This is a genomic window from Streptococcus hyovaginalis DSM 12219, from assembly GCF_000420785.1.
In the GTDB taxonomy this organism is placed as follows: Bacteria; Bacillota; Bacilli; order Lactobacillales; family Streptococcaceae; genus Streptococcus; species Streptococcus hyovaginalis.
Genome location: NZ_ATVP01000001.1, coordinates 191,262 through 217,030 on the forward strand (window position 1 = coordinate 191,262; position 25,769 = coordinate 217,030).

26 protein-coding genes are annotated in these 25,769 nt (G+C 37.8%); 25 read left to right on the top strand and 1 reads right to left on the bottom strand.

What is annotated here, in order from left to right:
- Position 1: 1 nt before the first annotated feature.
- From G574_RS0100985 to G574_RS0101095, 23 genes are all read left to right on the top strand, one after another.
- Entirely contained in the window at positions 2-736 is a 735-nt protein-coding gene (locus tag G574_RS0100985) for a tyrosine-protein kinase (RefSeq protein ID WP_029690556.1), read from the top strand.
- 31 nt (positions 737-767) lie between these two features.
- On the top strand, positions 768-2,144 hold the full coding sequence (locus G574_RS11185; RefSeq protein WP_029690557.1) for a sugar transferase: 1,377 nt from the start codon (positions 768-770) through the stop codon (positions 2,142-2,144).
- Entirely contained in the window at positions 2,144-2,890 is a 747-nt protein-coding gene (locus tag G574_RS0100995; protein ID WP_029690558.1) for a WecB/TagA/CpsF family glycosyltransferase, read from the top strand. The genes G574_RS11185 and G574_RS0100995 overlap by 1 nt, the downstream gene beginning before the upstream one ends.
- On the top strand, positions 2,887-3,984 hold the full coding sequence (gene wecB / locus G574_RS0101000; protein ID WP_017770403.1) for a non-hydrolyzing UDP-N-acetylglucosamine 2-epimerase: 1,098 nt from the start codon (positions 2,887-2,889) through the stop codon (positions 3,982-3,984). Before G574_RS0100995 ends, wecB begins: the two co-directional genes overlap by 4 nt.
- Before the next feature lie 3 nt (positions 3,985-3,987).
- Positions 3,988-5,037, top strand: a complete 1,050-nt coding sequence (locus tag G574_RS0101005; protein WP_023649420.1) for a glycosyltransferase family 4 protein — start codon at positions 3,988-3,990, stop codon at positions 5,035-5,037.
- 1 nt (position 5,038) lies between these two features.
- Positions 5,039-6,007 carry a glycosyltransferase family 2 protein gene (locus G574_RS0101010; protein WP_051130509.1) on the top strand — a complete coding sequence of 323 codons (969 nt, stop codon included), beginning with the start codon at positions 5,039-5,041 and terminating at the stop codon, positions 6,005-6,007.
- Between the two features lie 5 nt (positions 6,008-6,012).
- The gene (locus tag G574_RS0101015; protein ID WP_029690560.1) at positions 6,013-7,020 is read left to right on the top strand and encodes a polysaccharide pyruvyl transferase family protein; all 1,008 of its coding nucleotides are present in this window, start codon (positions 6,013-6,015) and stop codon (positions 7,018-7,020) included.
- 16 nt (positions 7,021-7,036) lie between these two features.
- Positions 7,037-7,930: a GT-D fold domain-containing glycosyltransferase gene (locus tag G574_RS0101020; RefSeq protein ID WP_051130510.1), complete on the top strand. Its 894-nt coding sequence runs from the start codon at positions 7,037-7,039 to the stop codon at positions 7,928-7,930.
- The gene (locus tag G574_RS0101025) at positions 7,914-9,128 is read left to right on the top strand and encodes an O-antigen ligase family protein (protein WP_156828087.1); all 1,215 of its coding nucleotides are present in this window, start codon (positions 7,914-7,916) and stop codon (positions 9,126-9,128) included. Before G574_RS0101020 ends, G574_RS0101025 begins: the two co-directional genes overlap by 17 nt.
- Positions 9,115-10,611, top strand: coding sequence for a lipopolysaccharide biosynthesis protein (locus G574_RS0101030; protein WP_051130511.1), 1,497 nt, complete (start codon positions 9,115-9,117; stop codon positions 10,609-10,611). Before G574_RS0101025 ends, G574_RS0101030 begins: the two co-directional genes overlap by 14 nt.
- A 624-nt stretch (positions 10,612-11,235) precedes the next feature.
- On the top strand, positions 11,236-12,648 hold the full coding sequence (gene pepV, locus G574_RS0101035) for a dipeptidase PepV (protein ID WP_029690564.1): 1,413 nt from the start codon (positions 11,236-11,238) through the stop codon (positions 12,646-12,648).
- Between the two features lie 231 nt (positions 12,649-12,879).
- A complete protein-coding gene (pyrF, locus tag G574_RS0101040) occupies positions 12,880-13,572 on the top strand; it encodes an orotidine-5'-phosphate decarboxylase (RefSeq protein ID WP_017770394.1) in 693 nt (230 codons plus the stop codon).
- A 79-nt stretch (positions 13,573-13,651) separates the two neighbouring features.
- Entirely contained in the window at positions 13,652-14,281 is a 630-nt protein-coding gene (gene pyrE, locus G574_RS0101045) for an orotate phosphoribosyltransferase (RefSeq protein ID WP_029690565.1), read from the top strand.
- A gap of 89 nt (positions 14,282-14,370) precedes the next feature.
- The gene (locus G574_RS0101050; protein WP_029690566.1) at positions 14,371-14,796 is read left to right on the top strand and encodes a hypothetical protein; all 426 of its coding nucleotides are present in this window, start codon (positions 14,371-14,373) and stop codon (positions 14,794-14,796) included.
- A 255-nt stretch (positions 14,797-15,051) separates the two neighbouring features.
- Positions 15,052-15,792, top strand: coding sequence for a GNAT family N-acetyltransferase (locus tag G574_RS0101060; RefSeq protein ID WP_029690567.1), 741 nt, complete (start codon positions 15,052-15,054; stop codon positions 15,790-15,792).
- Positions 15,793-15,806: 14 nt separating this feature from the next.
- Complete coding sequence (locus G574_RS0101065; protein ID WP_029690568.1) at positions 15,807-17,249, top strand: amidase; 1,443 nt, start codon at positions 15,807-15,809, stop codon at positions 17,247-17,249.
- 104 nt (positions 17,250-17,353) lie between these two features.
- Positions 17,354-18,223, top strand: a complete 870-nt coding sequence (locus G574_RS0101070; RefSeq protein WP_029690569.1) for a transporter substrate-binding domain-containing protein — start codon at positions 17,354-17,356, stop codon at positions 18,221-18,223.
- A gap of 97 nt (positions 18,224-18,320) precedes the next feature.
- Positions 18,321-18,989, top strand: coding sequence for an amino acid ABC transporter permease (locus G574_RS0101075; RefSeq protein ID WP_029690570.1), 669 nt, complete (start codon positions 18,321-18,323; stop codon positions 18,987-18,989).
- A gap of 85 nt (positions 18,990-19,074) precedes the next feature.
- Positions 19,075-19,581 (top strand): YbhB/YbcL family Raf kinase inhibitor-like protein, encoded by a 507-nt coding sequence (locus G574_RS0101080; protein WP_017770385.1) that lies wholly within the window; start codon positions 19,075-19,077, stop codon positions 19,579-19,581.
- Between the two features lie 9 nt (positions 19,582-19,590).
- On the top strand, positions 19,591-20,244 hold the full coding sequence (locus tag G574_RS0101085) for a uracil-DNA glycosylase (RefSeq protein WP_017770384.1): 654 nt from the start codon (positions 19,591-19,593) through the stop codon (positions 20,242-20,244).
- Positions 20,245-20,257: 13 nt separating this feature from the next.
- Entirely contained in the window at positions 20,258-20,569 is a 312-nt protein-coding gene (locus G574_RS10660) for a DUF1398 family protein (protein ID WP_051130512.1), read from the top strand.
- The gene (locus tag G574_RS11990; protein WP_084677553.1) at positions 20,529-20,648 is read left to right on the top strand and encodes a DUF1398 family protein; all 120 of its coding nucleotides are present in this window, start codon (positions 20,529-20,531) and stop codon (positions 20,646-20,648) included. The genes G574_RS10660 and G574_RS11990 overlap by 41 nt, the downstream gene beginning before the upstream one ends.
- A 12-nt stretch (positions 20,649-20,660) precedes the next feature.
- On the top strand, positions 20,661-21,929 hold the full coding sequence (locus G574_RS0101095; protein WP_029690571.1) for a dihydroorotase: 1,269 nt from the start codon (positions 20,661-20,663) through the stop codon (positions 21,927-21,929).
- Between the two features lie 300 nt (positions 21,930-22,229).
- On the opposite strand, the gene plsY is transcribed toward G574_RS0101095, so the two are convergent.
- The gene (gene plsY, locus G574_RS0101100) at positions 22,230-22,868 is read right to left on the bottom strand and encodes a glycerol-3-phosphate 1-O-acyltransferase PlsY (RefSeq protein WP_029690573.1); all 639 of its coding nucleotides are present in this window, start codon (positions 22,866-22,868) and stop codon (positions 22,230-22,232) included.
- A gap of 124 nt (positions 22,869-22,992) precedes the next feature.
- Here plsY and parE point away from each other — a divergent pair, with 124 nt between their 5' ends.
- Together parE and G574_RS0101110 are read left to right on the top strand one after the other, a co-directional pair.
- Entirely contained in the window at positions 22,993-24,942 is a 1,950-nt protein-coding gene (gene parE / locus G574_RS0101105; RefSeq protein ID WP_029690574.1) for a DNA topoisomerase IV subunit B, read from the top strand.
- Between the two features lie 87 nt (positions 24,943-25,029).
- On the top strand, positions 25,030-25,449 hold the full coding sequence (locus G574_RS0101110) for a YkvA family protein (protein ID WP_029690575.1): 420 nt from the start codon (positions 25,030-25,032) through the stop codon (positions 25,447-25,449).
- Positions 25,450-25,769 lie beyond the last annotated feature (320 nt).

The following is a 25,769-nucleotide window of genomic DNA, read 5'->3' on the forward strand; positions in this document are numbered from 1 at the left end:
AATGCCCAAATTAGAATTAAACAGTAGACGTTTAGTAGATATCGGCAAAACAGAAGAATACTTTAATTCCATTCGTACTAACATTCAGTTTTCGGGAAGTGATTTAAAAACGATTGTGGTTTCTTCTGTTCAACCAGGAGAGGGGAAGTCAACAACCTCAACCAGTTTAGCAGTTTCCTTTGCCAATGCTGGATTTAAAACCCTTCTTATCGATGCCGACGTGCGTAATTCCGTTATGACAGGAACCTTTATCGCTCATGAAAAATACCTTGGATTGACTAGTTACTTAACAGGTAATGCACGTATGAACGATGTTTTTTGTGAGACAGATGTTGACAATCTAATGGTTGTTCCATCTGGTCAGATGTCGCCAAATCCAACGTCCCTACTTCAAAACAAGTATTTCGCACAGTTATTACAAACTGCTAGAGATGTCTTTGATTATGTGATTATCGACTCACCACCGATCGGTTTGGTTATTGACTCTGCTATCATTGCCAGTCAATCGGATGCCAGTCTCTTAGTAGTAGAAGCAGGCTCAGTCAAACGTCGTTTTGTGCAAAAAGCTGTTGAGCAACTGTCACAAAGTGGTAAACCGGTCTTGGGTGTCATTTTGAACAAAGTCGACACAACCAAAGATTCTTACGGTGCGTACGGAAATTATGGCGCCTATGGGAATTATGGGAAAGAGCATAGAGGCAATAAGAGTGCGAGAACTCGCAAGTCTAAAAAATAAGAAATAGATAGAGCTAGGAGAGTTTAGATAAGTGTATAGTGAATCATCAACAATTAAGTTAATTTATTTATTATGTGATCTAGTTGCTATCTTATTGACTTGCATTGTCTTGAGTTTTAAATATCCTTTTCCTTATCTTGATTCTGTATTAGATATCTTTGTTACAGCGTTCGTATCTGTTTTTCTTGTTTTAATAGCGAACAACTATTCAAGAATCCATCTTGCTGGCTTGAGAGAACTTTTTTGGTTAAGTGTCAAATTTATTTGGAAATTTTTAGTAACCATTTTACTTGTGCAATTTGCCAAAGAAGTTATCTTAAAGTCTGCTAATTTAAGTATCACTTTAGATGTTCTTAGTCTGCAGTTAATCGTCGTTTTTTTATCGATTTTTGCAAGTAGATTAATTGTTTATGGTGTTTGCCGTGACTTTTTTAGTTCTAGACAGAAGGTTCTATTAATTTCTTCCAAAGAGAAAGTTATTGATATGGTAAAACAGCTAGAAAATGCCAAATTTTCCGTTACAGCTATTTTTACCAAGGATCAATTGGATACCTTTGATATACCTATATTAACTGACTTAAACGGAGTTAGAAATTTTTTGACGAAGAATGAACTTAATGAAGTATTTGTTTCTTCTGAATCGCATGATGATTACTATACCGTTCAAAGGCATTTTCAAGAAATTGGCTTGCCAGTGTCAATTAGCCTAGTAAATGAAAATAGCCACAATCGACGTAAATACAGCTTAACTAGCTTACCTCACCAGCTTTTTTTGACCTCTTCACTCAATATCTCACCATACCGCTACATGTTACTCAAGCGTGCAGCAGATATTGTCTTTGCCTTACTAGGCTTAATCTTGGTAAGTCTGACTTATCTCCTTATCTATCCGATTGTTCAAAGACAATCTAAAGGTCCAATGATTTTTAAGCAAAAACGTGTGGGACAAAATGGTAGGGTTTTTGAGCTTTATAAGTTTAGAAGCATGTATTTAGATGCTGAGGAAAGAAAAGAGGCTTTGCTATCTAAGAATCAGCTATCTTCAGACTATATGTTTAAGATGGACAATGATCCCCGAATTTTTCCTTTTGGGCAAAAGCTTCGTGATTGGTCTATTGATGAGTTGCCACAATTTATCAATGTCTTAAAAGGCGACATGTCCTTGATAGGAACACGCCCGCCGACACTAGAAGAGTATTACAAGTATGATTTTAGACATTTTAAACGACTAGCGATGAAACCTGGTATCACAGGTATGTGGCAGGTATCTGGTCGTAGCAACATCACCGACTTTGAAGACGTCGTTGCTTTGGATACCTACTACATTGAGAATTGGTCGCTGTGGTTAGATATCAAGATTTTCTTGAAGACGATTGTAGTGGTTTTGAAACGGGATGGGAGTAAGTAATGATAAAAACTGTTGAAATGTTGGGAATTAAACTTAATCCCTTAACAATAGATGAGACAGTGAGCGTAGTTGATCAGGAATTTATCCAAAAGAATAAACCTTTACACCTTATGGGAGTTAATGCTGATAAAATAAATCAGTGTTATGAAGATTCCAATATGATGAAAATCGTAAATAATTGTGGAGTGGTCAATGCTGATGGTGCTTCAGTTGTTCTTGCGGGAAAATATCTTGGTATTGATATTCCAGAAAGGGTTGCTGGCATAGACCTAATGCAGGAACTTCTTAAACTATCTGAAAACAAAAGTTATTCGGTATATTTCTTTGGTGCCAAGGAGGAAGTATTACAAAAAATGCTTAGTGCTTTTAAAGTAGATTATCCTAATTTAAAAGTAGTTGGTTATCGAAATGGTTATTTTAAGGACGATGAGATTGATGCTATTTCACAAGATATTGCTAGTAAGGCGCCTCAATTGGTCTTTGTAGGAATTACTTCTCCGAAAAAAGAAATATTGATTGAAAGATTCATGAGAGATGGAGTAAATAGTATTTTTATGGGAGTCGGTGGAAGTTTTGATGTTTTGTCCGGCACGATAAAAAGAGCACCGTTATGGATGCAAAAATCTCATCTAGAGTGGTTGTTCCGGGTTATGAATGAACCCCGCAGATTATTTAAGAGATATTTTGTTGGGAATACAAAATTTATAAAAACTATTGTTAAGGAAAAGAGAAAATTGAAACTATGAAAAAAGTAATGCTTGTTTTTGGAACTAGACCTGAGGCGATTAAAATGTGTCCGTTAGTGCAGGAACTAAACCGTAGACAACAGTTTAAAACAGTAGTTTGTGTTACTGGGCAGCATAGGGAAATGTTAAAACAGGTTCTGGATGTATTTGGGGTGATTCCTGATTATGATTTGGACATTATGAAAGATAATCAAACATTATTCAGTATAACCACTAGTATTCTTGAAAAAATGCAACCAATTCTTGAAGAGGAAAAACCGGATATTATGTTGGTTCACGGTGACACAACGACGACCTACGCGGCATCATTGGCTGCTTTTTACTTAGGAATAAAAATAGGCCATGTAGAAGCAGGACTACGTACCTATAACATTAGGAGTCCTTTTCCTGAAGAGTTCAATCGACAATCAGTTTCAATTATTTCTGATTTTGACTTTGCACCTACTCTTGATTCAAAAACTAATTTACTGAAAGAAGGGAAAAAAGAGTCACAAATTTTTGTTACAGGAAATACTGCAATAGATGCGTTAAATACTACTGTTGTTAGTGATTTTTCACATCCTTTGATAGATTGGATTGGTCAATCTCGCCTAATTATATTAACAGCACACAGAAGAGAAAACTTGGGTGAGCCGATGACTAACATGTTTAAGGCAATCAATAGAGTTTTAGAAAATCATTTGGATGTCAAAGTTATATATCCGATTCACAAAAATCCTAGGGTTAGAGAAATTGCTGAAAGAATATTTGCTGGTAATGATAGGATCAAAATAATTGAACCATTAGAAGTTGTTGAATTTCATAACTTACTGAATAAAAGTTACATTATTTTAACGGATTCAGGGGGTATTCAGGAAGAAGCACCATCTTTAGGAAAGCCTGTACTAGTAATGCGTGATACCACAGAGCGTCCAGAGGGTGTCAATGCTGGAACATTGAAGCTTGTAGGTACAGATGAAGAAACAATATTTAATGAATTTACAAAATTATTAGTAGATAATGTAAGCTATAATAAGATGAGTCAAGCAAGTAATCCATATGGAGATGGAAAAGCTAGTAAGCAGATTGTAGATGTGCTAGATAAGTGGTTATAGAATATGAAAAAAATAAGAGTGTGCCACATTGGAACGGGTGTCGAAAATCCTGGGGGAATGACAACTGTTATACAGGACTTATTGGCTAACCAAAAGTTAACTGAATTTGAACAAATTCACATTGTTTCAGTAGCACCTGAACATAAATTTAAAGTTTTCTTACTTGCAATCCTAAAGTTTATTGAGGAGCATAGAAAAGGAGCTATAGACATAGCTCACCTACATATGTCTGAATACGGGAGCTGTTATCGAAAGATTATTTTTATACTCTTGTGTCGTATGTTGAAGATAAAAACAATTGTTCATTCTCATGGTGGTGAATTCGAAAATTTTCTTAAAAAATCAAAAGGATCATTTATCTTTAAAAAAATTGTGAAATTGGCTGATAAAGTTTTGGTTTTGACACCAGGTTGGATGAAAATTTGGGAAACGCTAGTTCCTAGTGATAAAATTGAAATTCTTCCAAATGCTGTATCACTACCAGAAATTAATCGTAAGAAGTATTATAAAAATAACCAATTAAATATATTATTTTTAGGCTATATCGGACATAGGAAAGGAACCTACGACTTAATACGAGCCGTCAAAGAACTTGTCAATGATGAATTGAAAGTAAATTTAAAAATAGGTGGTAACGGAGAAGTAGAGAAAGCTAAAAAGATAGTAGATGAATTGGACTTATCCCGTAATATTGATATTTTAGGATGGGTCGATTCGGATTTGAAAGATAGATTATTACGTGAGGCAGACATATTGGTATTGCCATCCTATTTTGAATCTTTTGGCATTGTATTATTAGAAGCTATGTCCTACAAATTACCAGTTATTTGCGGGGATGGTGGTTTCTCTAAGGAAATTATTTCAGACGGTTTAAATGGCTATGTCGTCAAATCAGGAGATGTTCAGGACATACAAGAAAAAATTAGCCTTTTTTTTGACCGTCATATAGTTGAAGTGCTTGGTAACAATGCTAGAGAAACAGTGGAAAAGTTTTATACATTTGAAACAATAGGTTCCCAACTACGTAAAATATACTTGAGGATGGTTGAATAAAGTGAAACAAGATAGATTAGTTACTATTGTAGTTCCGATTTACAATGTTGAGAAATATTTAGAGAAGTGTTTGGAATCTCTGATAAAACAAACCTATGAAAATCTACAAATTGTTTTAGTGAATGATGGCTCTACGGATAACTCAGAAAATATTTGTCGAAAATTTATACTTGAAGACAATCGCATTGAGTTAATTAACAAAGTTAATGGAGGATTATCGGAGGCTAGAAACTTTGGAATAGACGTTACACGAGGGGAATACATATTGTTTGTTGATTCAGATGATTACCTGTCTCCGCAAACAGTAGAGTTTTGTATGAAAACCATTGAGCATACCAATGCGGATATCGTGGAATTTGCAGTAAAAAAAATATTTGAAAGTGATCCGGATTATTTTCAACCATTTGAATTTGATAAAAATGATATTCAAATATTTAATCATACTGAGGCACTTACAAATATTCTCTCATATCGCTTCAAGATAGTAGCTTGGAATAAATTATATAAAGCTAGTTTATTTAATGCCATTCGATATCCCAAAGGGAAATTACATGAGGATGAGTTCACCACTCCATATTTAGTTGATAACGTAGCCATTTATTGTACAATTCCTTATACATTGTATGCCTATGTTCAGAGGGAAGGCAGTATAATGAATAATAATTTTAGTGAGAGACGATTTGATATATTGGAGGCTTATCAAGAAAGGTACCGTTATTTTCAGGAAAAATACGGCAATAGATACGATGCTATTCTTGATTTTGGGTACCTTTCTATTCTGTCTAATTTACTAGAAATTACGCCAACTTCACATGAAAAGACTCCCATCCTCAAGCAACAAAAGCAAAAACAGTTTAAGAAAATTATTACTGGGAAAACTCCATATTTTATTAAACTAAAAGTGTTATTTAAAAACTTTTTACCGAACATTTATACTGAAATTATCGAGCGAAAGAATTGGGAGAAATAGCGAGTATGAAAAAGCTAATTTTTTTTATTTTTCTATGTGTTACAGCTGTATTAAATAAGATTTTATTTGGAAAAAAGCTTATTTTTCTAATGGGAACTCCTATGCATGGAAATTTAGGAGATATTGCGATTGCTTATGCTGAAGAACAGGTAATTAAGGAAATTATAGCAAGACCTTATTTCGAAATTCCATCATCATATGTTGGATCTTACATAAATATTTGGAAAAAAATAATCGGAAGAAATGAAGTTTTTGTTCATGGTGGTGGTTTTACAGGAACAATTTGGCCTGAAGAGATGGACATGCTACTTAGCGTTTTAAGACATTTTCAAAATAATAAGATTATTATTCTCCCTCAAACAGTATATTTTGAAGTTTTGGGCTCAGATGTAGAAAATGCATTAGCAGAAGCAATTGATAATTGTACGGATTTGACAATCTTATTGCGTGAACACTACTCAAATGAATTTGTTGATTTACACTTTAAAACAGCTCGTAGTTACTTGGTTCCGGATGTTGTCCCCTATTTGGATAAACGTTATTTTAAATTAAAAAATCATGATTCTCGTGGTAGAATACTGTTTGTTATACGAAATGATAAAGAAAAAATTGATCAAAGTACAACGATTGAGAAAATAAAGAGTTTAACTACAGATTTTGAAATAGATTATACTGATACGGTAGTGCCTTATGCTATTAGACCATGGAATAGATTGAAAGAAATTGAAAAAAAGATAGCACAGTTCAGGAATTCTGGACTAGTGGTTACGGATCGTCTACACGGAATGATATTTGCAACTATTGCAGAAGTCCCTTGCATTGTTTTGAATAACAATAATTATAAGATAAAGGGGGTTTATGAATGGATAAAGCACCAACCTAATATTTATTTCCTTAATTCTGAAGAGGAGCTAGATTCTGTAATTCCATCGTTGTTAAAGATGCCATATCAAAAATTTGATAATAATTTTATACGTGGTAAATTATCTGAAATTATTTCAAAGATTGTCTAATTAGTAGGAGTTGTTAATGAGTATTAAGCCGATTAGGGTTATTTCAATGTTATTTTCTATATTGAGTGACAAATTGAGTAGACACAATATTTCAGTGCTCAGTACAGAAGAGACATTGGATACTATTATAAAGAATAAAGTATCAATTTCTAGATTTGGTGATGGCGAATTTAATCTTTTATTGGGAAATGATATGCCTTTTCAGTCAGCAAGTCCAGAATTGAGAGCCAGCTTACGTAGAGTATTGATTGATCAGGATGACAATCATCGGTGTCTTGTTGCAATACCTGGGAGCTTTGTAACAGTGTCGCACTTAACTCTAAAATCAAAGTTTTTTTGGATAAAGTACTTTGCAAAATTTAGAAATGATCTATTACCTTTTCTAAACAACCAATATGTCTATGGCGACTCACAAATTTCAAGAATATATATCAATAGAAAAGATAAGTTAGGAGCAACCAAAAACTTTGATAACTGGAAAGAAATTTTTAAAAATAAGCATATACTCCTTGTGGAAGGTAGTGAGTCAAAGTTTGGTGTAGGAAATGATTTGTTTGAAAATACTCTTAGTATTTCTAGGGTAATCTGTCCGAGTCGTCAAACATTTCAGGTGTATGAAGAGTTGCTAGATTATTTATCATCCGTGACTTCAATTGATTTAATCCTATTGGCTTTGGGACCAACCGCGACTGTCCTATCCTATGATTTTTCTAAAATTTCAAATATTCAAATAATAGATACAGGAAATATGGATTTGGAATATGAATGGATGAAATTAGGGGTGGCTAAGCCAACCAAAATTGATCATAAGTATAGTATCGAAGTAAAAAACGGGACAGAGACTGTTGATATTGAAGACGGTGTCTATGAAAGTCAAATAATTAAGAGGATAGGTGTCAATGGTGTTTAAAATATCAGAAGTTCAATTACTCCAGTTTCTGTTACTAGTGCTACCATTCGTGGATACCCTCAATGGATATTTGAATAATGGTGCAAATGAATCGGGTCTATCTTTTGGGATCGTTTATCGAATCATCATATTGACTTGGTGTATATTTTTGCTTTTACGACATGGTATGCTGAAACAGGACTTTTTTTCTATGGTATTGATAATATTCGGTGTTGTATTAAGCTTCTTTTCAAGTCATAGTTCAGAATATTTTGTTTTACTATCAAAATTATTATTACCGATTTTACTGATTTTTGTATTTAAAATCTATACGTTTAAAGGTGTCCTACCTAATACTTTCTTTGAAAAAATATTTAGTTGGTGGAATTTATTGTTTGTTTTATCAATTTTAATACCATTTTTTTTGGGGATTGGCTTTAGAACTTATGGCGAGGGATCAGTTGGATTTAAGGGCTTTTATTATTCACAAAATGATTTGGGCATTGTGTTAATTTTGCTATTTGCCTATTCATTGATTAGAATATCTAGACATTTTAGTTTGATAAATTTGTTTCTCACTATGAGTAGTTTATTTTGTGGAATACTTCTAGGTCTAAAGAGTGTTTATATTATAGATTTCGTACTCATTATATATTTCATGTATAGTAAACGTCTCACTGTAACAAATATGATAAAGAATGTTATGTACACCATATTAGGTTTTTTTGCAGTCTATGGATTCTATATTTGGTTTTTTGAAGATATAAACGGAATCATTAAAAGATGGGAATATTTTCTAAATCAGAGTGAGTCATTTTTTTCGTTTTTTACAAGTTCAAGAATTGATCGTATTCCACGTGTATTTTCATGGCTTTCTGAAACGAATTATAGAGGTCTAATATTCGGAACCGGTTTGGAGTATACAAAAATAACTTCTAATTTTATTTCCTCGATTCAAATAGAAATGGATTTCTTTGATATTTTATTTCAATTAGGAATAGTAGGCTTATTAGGAGTATTGTCAGTATATTTTCAAACTGTCAAATCAAGTCCAGCACCAAAAATATATCAATTTATATTTGTTATTGCATGTTGTTACAGTTTTTTTGTAGGACATGTATTAGAATCGGCATTGTCAGGTATGGTTTTTGCAACCTTTGTTGGGCTTATTTTAGAAAAGGGACAGAACGAAAATGTTGACAAGAATGCAGTATATTAAAACCAATGTTATTTATGGACTAGTAAGCAGAATTGTATTCATATTATTAGAATTTATTGCGAGATTTTATTTTATAAAATTCTTAGGGAATGAGCTACTTGGAATTACCAATGTATTTATAAATATCTTACAGGTCCTTTCCGTAGCAGAACTAGGACTGAATAATGTTGTTATGTACAGTTATTTCAAGCCCCTTGCACAGAACGATTACAAAAAATTATCTCACCTAAATGGTCTTTTTAGATATATATATAACTGTATTGCGGCAACCATTTTCATTCTAGGTATGTGTATTCTTCCATTTGTACATATGACCATTAGTCTGGATAATGCTAATTTTAATGTATACTGGATTTTTTTCTTATTTCTGATAGATTCAGTATTATCATACCTATTTGTTTATAAAACTATTATTTTATCGGCTGCCCAAAAAAATTATATTATATCTAAATATGATATGATTTGTAATTCTATTAGAACGGTTCTACAAATAGTTGTTTTAGTTACTATTCAGTCATTCACAGTTTATTTTTTATTAAAGATTATTTTTACTCTAATAGCAAATTTATTGAAGGTGAGAATAGTAGATAAAGAATATCCAGAAATTAGCAATCATAATGGAAAGATTAGCAAGGTTGAACGAAATGAAATTTTTGATACGATAAAATCGGGCTTAATCTACAAAATTTCAGGGGTATTGTTAAATGGGACGGATAACATTATTATCTCTAGCTTTATTGGCACTGTTTATGTAGGGTTACTATCTAACTATACTATTTTAGCGACATCAATTATGTCATTCATCGTTGTGATTTTCTCATCAATGACTTCCAGTGTTGGAAATCTTCTTCATACAGAGGACAAGAAAATCTTATTAGATAGATTTGAAAGAATTCAGTCTGTAGCAAACTGGCTATCAATAGTTTTGATGACTTGTCTGTTCTTCTTATCCAGTGATTTTATTTTGCTCTGGATTGGTAAAGAGTATATAATGGATAGCACAACAGTTTTATGGCGTACAATGATATTTTACTTAGGATGCTTCTTACAACCAATATACATATTTCGAGAGGCAACCGGCCTTTTTCAAAAAACAAAATATGTCATGTTAATAACAGCAATACTTAATTGTATTTTGAGTATTATATTAGCCAATCTATATGGAGTAGATGGAGTATTACTCGCAACACTTATCTCTATATTAATGACTTATTTTTGGTATGAGCCATTAGTGCTTTTCAGAGATATTTTTGACGCTTCTCCTAAGCAATACTTTATCGAAATTTTTAAAAATTTTATTATCACCTTTCTGTTGATGGTCTTACTTTACATTTTTCCAATTGCTGTCAAGTCATGGATGGACTGGATTTTAAAAGGATTATTTATTTTTATTTTATCTAACCTTGCTGCATTTATGCTATATAATAAAAAATTAGGTATAAGTCGTTTAATAATAGAAAAGTTAAAAAATAATATTAGATAAAATAGCTGATGAACAAAATAAAGGAGATTAATTGCTGATTCAATCTCCTATAGACGACGTTAAAAAACTTATCTAGAAGACCAACGTAATGCGGTGGATGTCGAATCAAATCTCCTGGTTGTCTATTTTAGAAATTATTCTGAACAGTATTTCAAAACAGCGATGGCATCACATCAATAAGATACTAACTAAACTTCAAATTACTCCCAAGTACCTCTCAACTTCATTGAGGTGCTTTTTTCGGTGTTTATTGCGGTTCTTGCAGGCACCTCTCGCTGTCAGTTATTGTATCAACACACTTTCCTTATCTGTCTTCTTGTTTGCGACTCTAGATTCTTTAAAAAATAGGGCTTATCGTTTTAACGGAATCATGCTTATGCTAGTCATGGCATTTTTATATCTATATGTCAATGGATGGACCTGGTCAGGCATAACTTGGTGTGATATCATATCCGTTAATTTTCCTATACTTGCTGAAGTCTTTAATGACTTTGTGTTAGGAAATAACCCATAGGACTGAATTTTCCATCATTTCATGTTATAATACTTATTACGGATGAAAACGCTGTTACCTTTTTGCTGATGTAGAGAGGATATGGCTAAGAATGAAGAAGGAGTTTGTACATGTCTACAATTGATTTTAAAGCTGAAGTTGATAAGCGCCGTGAAGCCATGATGGCGGATTTGTTTACGATTTTGAGTATTAATTCAGAGCGTGATGATAGTCTAGCGGACAAGGAGCATCCATTTGGTCCTGGGCCTGTTAAGGCTTTGAAGGCCTTTCTTGAGATTGCAGAGCGTGATGGTTATCAGACACGTAATATTGATAACTATGCGGGTGAGCTAGAGTTTGGTGATGGTGATGAGGTTCTTGGGATTTTCGCCCATTTAGATGTGGTTCCAGCGGGTTCTGGTTGGGATACAGATCCTTACACACCTGTTATCAAAGATGGTCGTCTTTATGCGCGTGGAGCTTCAGATGATAAAGGGCCTACCATGGCATGTTACTATGGTCTCAATATCATTAAAGAATTGGGTCTTCCAGTTTCGAAAAAAGTTCGTTTTGTCTTAGGAACAGATGAAGAGTCTGGTTGGGCAGACATGGATTATTACTTCGAACATGCTGGTGTGGCTAAACCTGATTTTGGTTTCTCACCAGACGCTGAGTTTCCAATTATTAATGGGGAAAAAGGGAATATCACAGAGTATCTTCATTTCCCAGGTGCCAATGACGGTGCAGTAGTGCTTCATAAATTTGAAGGTGGTCTCCGTGAAAATATGGTTCCTGAGTCAGCGACAGCCTTGATCTCAGGTGATCTTGATTTTGATCAGTTGTCAGAAGCTCTCCGTACCTTTAATGCGAATAATAATGTGACTGGCGAAGTGTCTCAAGATAGCGAGGGCAATATTGCTATCACGATTAATGGGAAGTCTGCGCATGGGTCAATGCCATACAAAGGGGTCAATGGGGCAACTTTCTTGGCTAATTTCTTGAAACCATTAGCTTTTAATGGTGCAGCACGTACCTATATTGATGTGATTGCAGATGTGCTTCATGAAGACTTTGAAGCAGAGAAACTTGGTCTTGCCTACACGGATGATAAGATGGGTGCGCTTAGCATGAATGCAGGAGTCTTCTCATTCTTGAAAGAAGCTGAGGACAATACGATTGCTCTTAACTTCCGTTTCCCACAAGGGACAGATGAAAAGGTCTTGAAAGCCGGTCTTGAAAAAGTGGCTGGTGTTGAAAAGGTGACCTTGTCTGACCACTTGCAATCGCCTCATTATGTACCAGCTGATGATCCGTTGGTGACAACGCTCTTGTCTGTTTATGAAAAACACACAGGTCTTAAAGGTCATGAGCAAGTCATTGGTGGTGGGACTTTCGGTCGTTTGCTTGAGCGTGGTGTTGCCTTTGGTGCGCTCTTCCCAGATTCTATCGATACTATGCACCAAGCGAATGAATTTTCAGATGTTGAAGAGCTCTTCACAGCAGCTGCCATCTACGCAGAAGCTATCTACGAGTTAATCAAATAGACTTTTTAGTCATTTTTCAGAATTTCTTTGACAGTCATGTCATATTCCGCTATAATATTCTCAAATACAATAACCTTTAACCAAGTCCAGAGAGGCATGGAAGGTTGAAATCTGCGGATTTCGAACGGATGAAGACGTGTCTTTGGGGATACGACAGAGAGGACTGATCTCCTCATTTTCGTCAAGCCTTACCAACTCTGGTGAGGCTTTTTGTCTTGAAAAGGAGAGATCATGTTTGAACCCCGCCCTATTATTGCCCTTGATTTTCCCGATATGGCAAGTGTTAAACGTTTTTTATCCCACTTTCCTAGCGATGAGAAACTTTACCTCAAAGTCGGCATGGAGCTCTTCTATGCTTGTGGTCCAGAGATTGTGACTTACCTAAAGGAACAAGGTCATAGTGTTTTTCTAGATTTGAAGTTACACGATATTCCCAATACGGTTGAGTCTGCTATGAGAGTCTTGGCCAAGCTTAAGGTCGATATGACCAATGTCCATGCAGCTGGTGGTGTGGAGATGATGAAAGCAGCTCGTCGCGGTTTTGGTCATGAAGGTATCTTGATAGCTGTTACCCAGCTCACCTCTACCTCAGAGGAAGCCATGCAGGCCGATCAAAATATCCAAACCAGTCTGGTGGACTCGGTGCAGCACTATGCGCAGAAAACAGCAGAAGCTGATCTCGATGGTGTCGTTTGTTCTGCCCAAGAGGTCGCTGTGATTAAAGAGGCGACCACAGCCGGCTTTTTATGTCTGACGCCGGGCATTCGTCCTAAAGGTGCAGCAGTCGGCGATCAAAAACGGGTCATGTCACCTCAAGAGGCTCGCGCTATAGGCAGTAACTTTATCGTTGTCGGTCGCCCAATCACCCAAGCTGAGGATCCTTTAGGAGCTTATCACGCTATCAAGACAGATTGGAATGCCTAATTATTGTCGTTAATCATCATTACTAAGAGTCAGGGGAGTATCCTGTCTCTTGCAAACCAATAGAAGAAGGAGTTTTATCATGACACTTGCAACACAAATTGCTGCAGATTTGCTAGACATCAAAGCTGTTTACCTCAAGCCTGAAGATCCTTTCACCTGGGCATCAGGTATTAAGTCACCGATTTATACGGATAATCGTATTACCCTATCTTACCCTGAGACACGTGACTTAATTGAAAATGGTTTTGTTGAAACGATTAAAGAGCAGTTTCCGGAGGTTGAGGTCATTGCAGGAACAGCAACTGCAGGAATTCCACATGGTGCCATTATTGCCGACAAGATGGGGTTGCCTTTTTCATACATTCGCTCAAAGCCAAAAGATCATGGGGCTGGTAATCAGATTGAAGGTCGTGTGGTCAAGGGTCAAAAGATGGTCATTATCGAAGATTTGATCTCAACTGGTGGTTCTGTTTTAGACGCAGTTAAGGCTGCTAAGGAGGCTGGTTTAGAGGTTTTGGGGGTCGTTGCGATTTTCACTTACGAACTGCCAAAAGCTACAGCCAATTTTGACCAAGCTGGGGTGAAACTAGTCACGCTATCAAACTACAGTGAGCTGATCAAGGTCGCCAAAGTTAAAGGCTATATCACAGCTGATGAATTAATGCTTTTGAAGAAATTCAAGGAAAATCAAGAAAACTGGCAAGACTAAGAAGCGAGAGTTGACCAATCAACTCTCTTTTGTTACACTGAAACATAGCTAGCTATACAAAAATGATTTAGAGATGAAGGAGACATGACATGATTAAGAAAGAAAATAAAAAATTAGTGATTGATCTAGGACTTGGCTTAGTATTGTCTATCGTGATGCCCTTATCAGGGGCGCTATTGTCGGGCCATTTTACTTGGGAAAGCTTTTTGCAAGGGTTTGTTGTGGCCTTTGTGGCAGGTTATACTGTGATCGAGTTGACGCCTGTATTACGGTGGTCAGATGAGTGGACAAAAGGGATAGGCAATCGCGCCTTTCGCTATATTGCCAAGAACATGATTATAGCCGTTTTGACTGGTCTTTTGATTGGTGGTATTTCTGTCTTTGTAGAGCGTGGTTTTGCAGCTTTTCCGGGATTCTTCTTTAGACTTCCTATCATGACTGTGGTTGTCTTTGTGACCTTTTCGATTTGGCCACCGATTTTGTTTGCCTTGGTTGATCGATTTAGCGAAGAATGACAATCATTATAAAATGGCTCAGGGTCTTATCAGCGTGTTTGGAGTGTGTCTTTAGTTGAGCTTGACTATTGGTGGCATCTTGAGTAGGTGCTTCTCGCTCGATGAAGGGTACGCTACACCACAAGGCTGCTGTTTTTTATCAATGGCTTATCAAAGAGGAGAATCAGGTATTTGGCCTGATTTTTTATCTGATGACTTACCCGTCCCCTTTTTCATTTTTTGTTATAATAAAGTAATATTTGGAGGTGACTAACCATGCCGTATAAAGCATTATTGGAGTCTAAGGTAACGCCATTTTTAGAGACGGAGCGCTTTAAGCATTTTAAGAATCCCATTTTATCTGAAAAATATTATGAAAACTATATTTCCTACAAAGAACAGCCAGTTCTGGACATGTTAACCTCTGACTTAGCTTACTTAGCACACGAACAGACTGCCTATCCTAGCGACTATGCTATGATTTTTTTGGCTGAAAATGTTTCTTTAGATCAAGAGATCAGGGAGTATCTAGAGCATGAAGGGTTTGCATTGGAAAAGCATGTGATTTTTATCGCAGCTATTGACGATCTCAACTTGAGTGATAAAGACATTGCCCCCGTTACCATTAGCCCACTGACAGCTCAGACATTTTCGACTTATCTCGACTATGATTATCAGCATAATCTCCTTTACGGGCAAGCTTATGCGGATCAGATGAGAGCATTTAACGTTCAAAAGGGGTTAGCTTTATCAGAAAGTATCTACCTTGCCATGGAAGATGATCAGATTATTGGTGTTTTGACAGCATGGGATTTCGGAGACTATGTGGAAATGGATGATTTTCAGGTAGAAGAAGCTTTTCGTGGTCGAGGCATTGGTAGTGCCCTTCAAAAAGAAGCTAGTAAGGGACATCGTTATGCTATCTTGATCGCTGAAGAGATCAATCGCGACATGTACCAGCATCAAGCCTATCAAGAAGTGGCTTATTATTGGACAGCACTTAGAACTGGAAAGTAAGAAAAGGAGACAGTATGTTTCGAGATGCAACTGACATGGCTGAAGCGGTCAACAATCGTAAAGTATCTGCAAAAGAGTTAGTTCTAGATACCATTGATAAGGTGGAAGGTCTCAATCCTGGACTCAATGCCATTACCAGTACACGCTTTGAAAAAGCGCTAATGGAGGCTGAAACGCGTGATTTTTCGGATAAACCTTTTTCTGGTGTTCCTATCTTTTTGAAGGATTTAGGTCAGGAACAAGCGGGAGAGCCGTCAACGTCGGGATCAATTCTCTTTAAAGATTATTATGCGAGGAAGTCGGATTATTATGTTGAACGTTTGGAGGCACTTGGTTTTATTGTCCTAGGTAGGACAAATACTCCGGAATTTGGTTTTAAAAATATCTCTGATAGCCGTCTTCACGGTCCGGTTAATCTGCCTGATGATCCGACACGTAATGCAGGAGGATCTTCGGGAGGCGCAGCGGCAGTGGTTGCTTCAGGTATTAGCCCCATAGCAGCTGCTAGCGACGGTGGCGGATCCATTCGTATCCCTGCTTCTTTTAATGGACTCATTGGCCTAAAACCGACTAGAGGGCGTATTCCCGTTGGACCTGGGTCTTATCGTGGTTGGCAGGGAGCTTCTGTTAATTTTGCCCTGACCAAGACTGTACGTGATACCAGACGACTACTAGAGCACTTTCAAGTGTGTCAAATGGAGAGTCCCTTTGTGCTACCAAAGTTGAGCCATCAAGATCTCTTTACTCCCGTTCAAAAACCGTTAAAAATAGCTATTCAAGAGGAGTCTCCCATAGGTGGAGCTGTGTCTGAGGAAGCTAAACTGGCTTTAAAAAATGCTGCTAAGTTTTTAGCAGATTTAGGCCATGATGTCAAACCCTTAACTAAGCAGCCATTGGATGGGATCGAGGCTATGCGGTCTTACTATGTGATGAACGCAGTTGAGACAGCTGCCATGTTTGATCACATTGCTGCTAACCTGAAACGCCCCTTGGTGGTTGAAGATATGGAAGTCATGTCTTGGGCCTTGTATCGTAGTGGGCAAAAGATTCCTGCTAAAAGGTATTCACACATCCTGTCACGATGGGATCAGTACAGTAGGATCATGCATGCCTTTCATCGCAGCTATGATATCTTGTTATCGCCAACGGTGGCAGATGTCGCCCCTAAACATGGTCAATTTGCATTGTCAGAGAAACGTCGTGATCAATTGCTTCATATAGATGATTGCAGTCAAGAAGAACAACTAGAGTTGATCTGGCAGATGTTTTCAAAGAGTTTGGATTGGACGCCTTTTACACAGCAAGCTAATCTGACCGGTCAACCGTCGATTAGTTTACCAACTCATCGTACAGTAGCAGGATTAGCCATTGGCATACAGGCAACGGCAGCCAAAGGAAGAGAGGATTTGTTGATGCATTTGGCAGATGTGTTTGAAACGAGTAGCAGTCATTCATAAGCGAAATTTTTTAAGCAATAGTATTGAAAGCTTTGAAAAAAAAGAGTAAACTGATTCAGTAAGCATTTACATTTTTAAAAATACATGAGAAGGGCATGGTAATGATTAAAAAAGTTTCGACGCTATTAACTCTAGGTCTAGCAGCAAGCATCTTGGTAGCTTGTTCCAACAAGGAAGAGACCAAGTCTCAGTCAAATTGGGAAAAGGTTGAAGAAGCAGGTGTTTTAAAAGTGGCAACACCGGGGACGCTGTACCCAACTTCTTATTACAACGATGATAAGGAATTAACCGGTTATGAAATCGATATGTTAAATGAGATCGGAGAGCGCCTGGATATTGACATCGATTATCAAGAAATTGGTGTCGCAGAAGCTTTCACCTCCGTCGATAGTGGTAAGGTCGACATTGCTGTTAACAACTTTGATACCACACCAGAACGTTTGGAAAAATACAACTTTTCAATCCCTTACAAATATTCAGTAGGTGGCATGATTGTTCGTGAAGATGGCTCATCTGACATTACGGCTAAGGATCTTTCTGACTGGAAAGGGAAAAAAGCAGGCGGTGGTGCTGGTACCCAGTACATGAAAATCGCTGAAAAACAAGGAGCAGAGCCTGTTATCTATGATAATGTGACCAACGATGTTTATCTTCGTGACGTGTCTACAGGGCGGACAGACTTTATTCCTAATGACTACTATACACAGAAAGTTGCGGTTAAGTTTGTTACAGAACAATACCCTGATATCAAAGTTAAGCTTGGAGATGTGCAGTACAACCCAACAGAGCAAGGGATTGTGATGAGCAAGACTGATAATTCTCTTAAGAAAAAATTGGACAGTGTTATCGAAGAGATGAAAGAAGATGGTACACTGAAAGCTATTTCTGAGAAGTATTATGGTGGCGAAGATTTGACAGAACCTAAGAAAGGCACTGAAAATCTGCCAACAATTGACGTTTCAAAACAAAACTGATGGTTTGATAGTGATAAAGATGTCGTAGAAGAAGGACTGGGCTAGAGTTCAGTCTTCTTTTTATGGCAGTGTTTAGGCATTTTTATGAGGAGGTATCATGTCTATTAATTGGCAAGCACTGCTTAATCCTGAATTGGCAATAGAAGCGATTCCAGTCATTTTAGAAGGACTGCCTTACACGATTGCCTTATCTCTTATTGGTTTTTTACTTGGCACTTTTTTAGGCTTTTTTGTGGCTATTTTTAGGATGTCACCTATTCTGCCTTTGAGATGGTTGGCTATGATTCATGTTTCCCTTATGCGTGGCATTCCGCTAATGGTTCTCTTATTTTTTATCTATTTTGGACTGCCTTTTATGGGGATCGAGTTGGATGCGATAGCTGCGACGATTGTTTCCTTTACAGTGATGTCCAGTGCCTATATTTCGGAGATTATTCGTTCGTCATTAGCAGCGGTTGATGTGGGACAGTGGGAAGCCGCACGTTCCTTGGGATTAAGAACGCCAACGATTTACCGCAAGGTGATTATTCCTCAAGCCATACGAATCGCGCTACCACCACTCAGTAATGTGCTCTTAGACATGGTGAAAAGCACCGCACTAACAGCTATGATTACTGTTCCAGAAATGTTCAATAAAGCTAAAATCATCGGTGGGGCTAAGTCGGATTATATGACTGTCTATATTGTTGTTGCCCTCATGTACTGGATGATCTGTACCTTGTATGCTATTGCTCAAGATAAGATGGAAAAACGGTTGTCTTTTTAGACAAAACAGAGGTTCGGACAATCTTCCGAACCTTTTTTGCCTCCCTTTATGCTAAAATAGAATCAAGAAAGTTGAGGTGGTTTTGATGAAAATTCAACTGCAATTTGAAAACAATACCCTGCCTGATATATACAGTAAGTACACATCTGAGCCTGTGAAGGGGTTCTCGGCTATTTCTTTTCCTTTTACAGTTGATGACTTTCCTAAAGAAACAGTTAGTCTAGCTTGGACATTTACAGATCCAGATGCGATTCCCGTTTGTGGTTTTGAGTACATTCATTGGGTCGTGGCGGATCTTGCTGTCAATACTGATAAAGTAGATATTTCAGAGGATTTTGCGCGTTTGGACCAACAGCATGTCAAGGGCTCCAATAGTTTGACTAGTAAATTCTTATCAGGCGATTTTGGCGATCTGTCTCGCTCTTACATTGGGCCTTGCCCTCCTGACAAAGACCACCTGTATAACTTGAAAGTATTTGCTTTGGATAAGTCTTTAAACCTCTCGGAAGGATTTTACTTAAATGACTTACACCACGCGATGAAAGGGCATATTTTGGCACAGACCAGTCTGGAACTTGTGGGACGTGCTTAGAGGTTTATTATGGAACATTCAAAATGGCATGATCTTCTCAAGAAACGGTTGCCTGCGGGTTATTTTACGCAAATTAATCACTTTATGAATGAGGTCTATGCAAAAGGCACTGTGTATCCCGAGCGGCAGAATGTCTTCAAAGCCTTATCAGTCACAGACTATGATCAGGTAAAGGTCTTGATATTAGGTCAGGATCCTTATCATGGAGCAGGCCAAGCGCAGGGGCTGTCATTCTCTGTTCCTGATGATATGCCGGCACCCCCTTCGCTGCAAAATATTTTAAAAGAATTAGCTGATGACGTTGGTGTGCGACACCACCATGATTTGACGCCGTGGGCTGAACAAGGTGTACTCTTGCTCAATGCCTGCTTGACAGTACCAGCAGGACAGGCTAACGGCCATGCTAACAGGATCTGGGAACCCTTTACAGATGCAGTGATATCACTGCTGAATGACAGAAAAGATCCTCTTGTCTTTATCCTTTGGGGTTCATACGCTCGTAAGAAAAAAGCTTTGATTAGTAATCCCCATCACCTGGTTCTTGAATCACCTCACCCTAGCCCACTTTCTAGTTATCGCGGTTTTTTTGGCAGCAAGCCATTTTCAACAACAAATCGCTTTTTACAAGAACAAGGGCAAAAGTCGATCGACTGGTTACGTTAGAAAGTAGGAAAAGATGTTGCAGCTTCAAACGATAAGAGTAGTTGAAAGTCAGTTTTCAGGACCTAACTTTCCAAAGCTCATCCAAACATTTAAAGAAATGGGAATGGTTAAGCATACCGTTTCATTGGAAACAGGTTTGGTTACTTATACTGATTTTTCAGGAGACACTCTTCAGCAAACAGGCTATCGTGTGCAAACACCAATCGCTCTGAGTTCTGATAAGGTACAAGTGCAACTAGACCTGAGCGCTCACCAAGCTGACCAAATGATCTTTCCAGAATTCTGTGAAGCAATGGCCAAAAGCAGGGGTTGCCCATTGGGTTAGTGACTTAGAAGCCATGCGGTGTACCTATTTTGATAGGAGTGACCACTGTGTCTTTTCAGAAGACATCCCTCAGATATAAAGGAGCAGTATAATGTTATTAATCAAAAATGGTCGGGTTATTGATCCCCAAAGTGGCTTTGATCAGGTAGCTGATATTTTAGTCGATGGTCAGAAAATCGTTAAGATTGCCCAAAGTATCTCAGCTGAAGATGCTCATGTTATTGATGCTAGTGGGCTAGTTGTTGCTCCTGGCTTGGTTGATATCCATGTACATTTCAGGGAGCCAGGACAAACGCATAAAGAAGATATTCATACCGGGGCACTTGCAGCTGCAGCTGGTGGATTTACAACAGTAGTCATGATGGCAAATACCAACCCCACTATTTCAACAGTTGAGACCTTGACAGAGGTTTTAGCGTCAGCTGCTAAGGAAAAGATTCACATCAAAAGCAATGCTTCAGTAACCCTGAACTTTGATGGTGAGAATTTGACTGATTTTGAAGGTCTTTTAAAAACTGGAGCCGTTGGCGTTTCGGATGATGGCATTCCTTTAGAGAATAGTGGCGTGGTGAGAGCGGCTTTCAAAAAAGCTAAGGCTTTAGACATGGTCATTGCTTTACATGAAGAAGACCCTAACCTAAATGGCATTTTGGGACTGAATGAGTCTGTTGCTAGGGAACATTTTGGTTGCGGAGGCGCTCGCGGTGTTGCTGAGTATTCCATGATAGCGCGTGATGCTATGATTGCCTATGAGGTTGGCAATCAATTTCATGTGCAGCATTTATCCAAAGCAGAGTCTGTTAAAGTTGTTGGATTTGTCCGGGAACTGGGAGCTAATGTGACTGCTGAAGTCTCGCCACAACATTTTTCGAAAACAGAAAGCCTGCTCCTTGAAAAGGGGGCAAATGCCAAAATGAATCCTCCCTTACGTTTGGAATCAGATCGCTTAGCAGTAATTGAGGGTTTGAAATCAGGTGTTATCTCGATTATTGCAACAGACCACGCGCCTCATCATCGGGATGAAAAGACTGTTGATGATGTCACAAAAGCACCATCGGGCATGACAGGACTAGAAACCTCTCTATCTTTGGGATTGACCTATTTGGTTGAAGCGGGTCACTTATCTCTAGTTGACTTATTAACGAAGATGACTCTTAATCCAGCGAAACTCTATGGCTTTGATGCCGGGTACTTAGCTGAAAATGGCCCCGCAGATCTGGTTATTTTCTCAGATCATGACAAACGAACCATCAGTGATACCTTCTATTCCAAAGCTTCTAATTCCCCATTTGTGGGTGAAACTTTGACGGGTAAAGTTTATTACACGATTTGTGATGGGAAAATTGTGTATCAAGATTGATAGAAAATAACCTCACTTTGCTTGCTGTTAACGGTCCATATTTAGAGGAGACATAAGGTAGGCAATGTTTATGACATTGGTATGTTCTGTCATCACATTCTCTAAACAGAGACACTTGCTAGAAAAGAGCTAACCCTACTGCAAAGAGGGTACTGAATTTTTTATCCCCTGATTTCCATGATCAGATCTTTCCACTCCTCTAACAATCGTGATCTTGAATTTAAACCTAGTTTCTCTAGAGTAGCTTGCAAAAGTTGCTCTTTTTGGATGTCAAAAAAAACACCATAATTTTGGTGTTTACTATGATTTGGGATGCTGTTTGGTAAGATTTAAACCAAACGGCACGATATTTTCTTTTTTGGCTTTAATCCGCTTGATGTTATCTTGATGTCTTAAGACAATCACAGCTGCCATAGCTAAGACGACGATGGTAAATAAAAGATCATAACCTGTCAAAATGATATCAAAAGCTGGAAAAAGCAAAACACTCAGAGCAGCAATGATAGATACCGTGATACTAGTGAACGAAATCATGCTCGAGAGAAAAAGGGTAATCACAAATAGGACGAACAAATAGGTTAAAAATAAGGGAGCGAATCCTAACAAGACGCCTGCACTAGTTGCCACCGCCTTGCCCCCTTTGAATTGTGCAAAGACTGGGTAGGTATGACCGATGATGGCAAAGAATCCAACAAGCAAAGGTGAGATAGAACTATGGCACCAAACAGCTATAAGGACGGCTAAAGTTCCCTTCAGTAGATCGACAGCTAGTGTTACTAGACCAGCTTTTTGGCCCAAAATGCGGAATGTGTTGGTAGTTCCCATATTACCAGAACCAAAATCACGCAAATTAATATGGTAAATATATTTACCAATCCAAAGCCCAGTAGGAATAGAGCCAAGCAAATAAGCGATTAATACGAGTAAAATTGTTTTCATACAACTATTATAGCATAGCAACTAAAACGAACAAACGTATTTTTAATATTAATACTTTAAATTTTTTTGCAAAATTTTTGGAAAACTTGTAATATAGGAAAGATGAAACTATTTGGAGGCTATTTTGGCTAAAAAAGAAATTAATATAAATAATTACGGTGATGATGCTATTCAAGTTTTAGAAGGTTTAGATGCCGTTCGAAAACGTCCAGGTATGTATATTGGCTCAACCGATGCGACAGGTCTCCATCACTTGGTCTGGGAAATCGTTGATAATGCTGTTGATGAAGCTCTGTCAGGTTTTGGAGAAAGCATTTCAGTAACACTGAATAAAGATGGTTCCGTTAGTGTCGCCGACAATGGTCGTGGTATGCCGACGGGAAAACACGCTATGGGGATTCCAACAGTTCAAGTTATTTTTACGGTTCTCCATGCTGGTGGTAAGTTTGGACAAGGTGGCTACAAAACTTCAGGTGGTTTACATGGGGTCGGCTCTTCCGTTGTTAATGCTCTGTCTTCTTGGCTAGAAGTTGAAATTACCCGTGATGGTGCCATTTACAAGCAACGTTTTGAGGATGGTGGAAAGCCCGTTACAACATTGAAAAAAGTTGGTACAGCACCTAAGTCTAAGACGGGAACAACTGTTACCTTTATGCCGGATGCTACTATTTTTTCAACGACAGATTTTCGTTTTAATACCATATCTGATCGCTTGAAAGAGTCAGCCTTTCTTTTAAAGAATGTCACCATGACTCTGACAGACCTTCGTCCAGAAGAAGAGATTCACGAAGAGTTCCATTACGAAAATGGTGTCCAAGATTTTGTAACTTACCTTAATGAAGATAAGGAAACCTTGACACCAATCATTTCAATTGAGGGGAGCGACCAAGACTTTCAAGTTGATATCGCCATGCAGTATAATGATGGCTTTTCGGATAATATTCTTTCTTTTGTCAATAATGTCCGCACTAAAGATGGTGGGACACATGAAACGGGCTTAAAGTCAGCAATTACTAAGGCTATGAATGATTATGCTCGTAAAACAGGTTTACTGAAAGAAAAAGATAAAAACCTCGAAGGCTCTGACTATCGGGAAGGTCTTTCAGCAGTTCTGTCTATTTTGGTTCCTGAAGAACACTTACAGTTTGAAGGGCAAACCAAGGACAAACTTGGTTCACCTTTAGCAAGACCAGTCGTTGATGGTATTGTCTCTGAAAAACTGACTTATTTCCTCCTTGAAAACGGCGAAGTTGCTTCAAATCTTGTTCGTAAAGCTATTCGAGCTCGTGATGCGCGTGAAGCTGCTCGGAAAGCTCGTGATGAAAGCCGAAATGGTAAAAAGAATAAAAAGGACAAGGGACTGTTATCAGGGAAGTTAACTCCAGCCCAATCTAAAAATGCTAAGAAAAACGAGCTGTATTTAGTCGAAGGAGATTCTGCCGGCGGATCAGCTAAGCAGGGGCGTGACCGAAAGTTTCAAGCTATTTTACCGCTCCGTGGTAAGGTATTGAATACAGAAAAAGCCAAAATGACAGATATCCTTAAGAATGAAGAAATCAATACTATGATTCATACCATTGGCGCAGGTGTAGGAGCTGACTTTAACTTAGATGATATCAACTATGATAAAATTATCATCATGACCGATGCTGACACTGATGGAGCCCACATTCAGACCTTGCTCTTAACGTTTTTCTATCGCTATATGAGACCCTTAGTAGAAGCAGGGCATGTCTTCATTGCCCTTCCACCGCTTTATAAAATGTCAAAAGGCAAAGGGAAAAAAGAAATCGTTGAGTATGCTTGGAGTGATGGTGAATTAGAAGAATTGCGCAAAAGGTTTGGCAAAGGCTCCATTCTCCAACGTTATAAAGGTCTTGGGGAAATGAATGCGGATCAGCTTTGGGAAACAACTATGAATCCAGAATCCCGTACCCTTATCAAAGTGACAATTGACGATTTAGCGCGTGCTGAGCGTCGCGTATCAGTTCTCATGGGAGACAAGGCTGCGCCACGCAGGCAATGGATTGAAGATAACGTTAAGTTCACCTTAGAAGAAAATACCGTTTTCTAAGATGATCACTGTTACTGATAAATATGATCCGGAACAAGATATGAACTCTACCATTGATGGAACAATGGTAGAATAAGAGGTTACATAATGAAAAGACATTTTGATAAAAAACAAGCGATGGTAGAATTACAAAGCCGTTATCAAAAGGCCGATCAATTATTAAGGGATGATGCTAAAATGGAACCATTTCTTGAAAAACTAGAAAAGAAGATAAAATGGATTCCATTTGTTCGTCAAGAATTGAAGATGATCCCTATTTTAATCAGTATGGTTCGTAGTTACTGGAAAAAAGATTACACACGTGTGCCTCGCAGAACCATGTTAGCTATCGTCAGTGCTCTCATCTATTTTCTATCTCCAATTGACGTTATTCCAGACTGGATTCCTGTTTTAGGTCAAATAGACGATGCTCTTGTCGTTGCTACTTGCTGGAAGTTGGTTAATAAAGATGTTGAAGACTACCGACAATGGCAGAAAGAGCGAAAGCAACAGCAACTGAAAAGTTAGCTCCTAAGAGATTAAGTCTTTCTTGAAGTGAAAAGAAGATAGGGTATGCGGATTACTTTGGAAGAGTAGGCGATGCCAAGGCCTTTTCTTTCGTCCTCTTAAGATTTTCAGTAGTTTGTTTTAGTAAACTGTGAATAACAAATTGTGTCACAATTCCTTTTAAGATTGTGGAAGGAGTAAAAGATACTCTAAAAATAAAAATTGGGAAATTAAGATTTCCTAGTGATTTTTCAAATTGATTCTCACTTAGTCATTAGGATTAATACTGTAAACAAAAAACTCTGATAGAAAACAAAACTTTCACTCAAGAATAAAGAGAG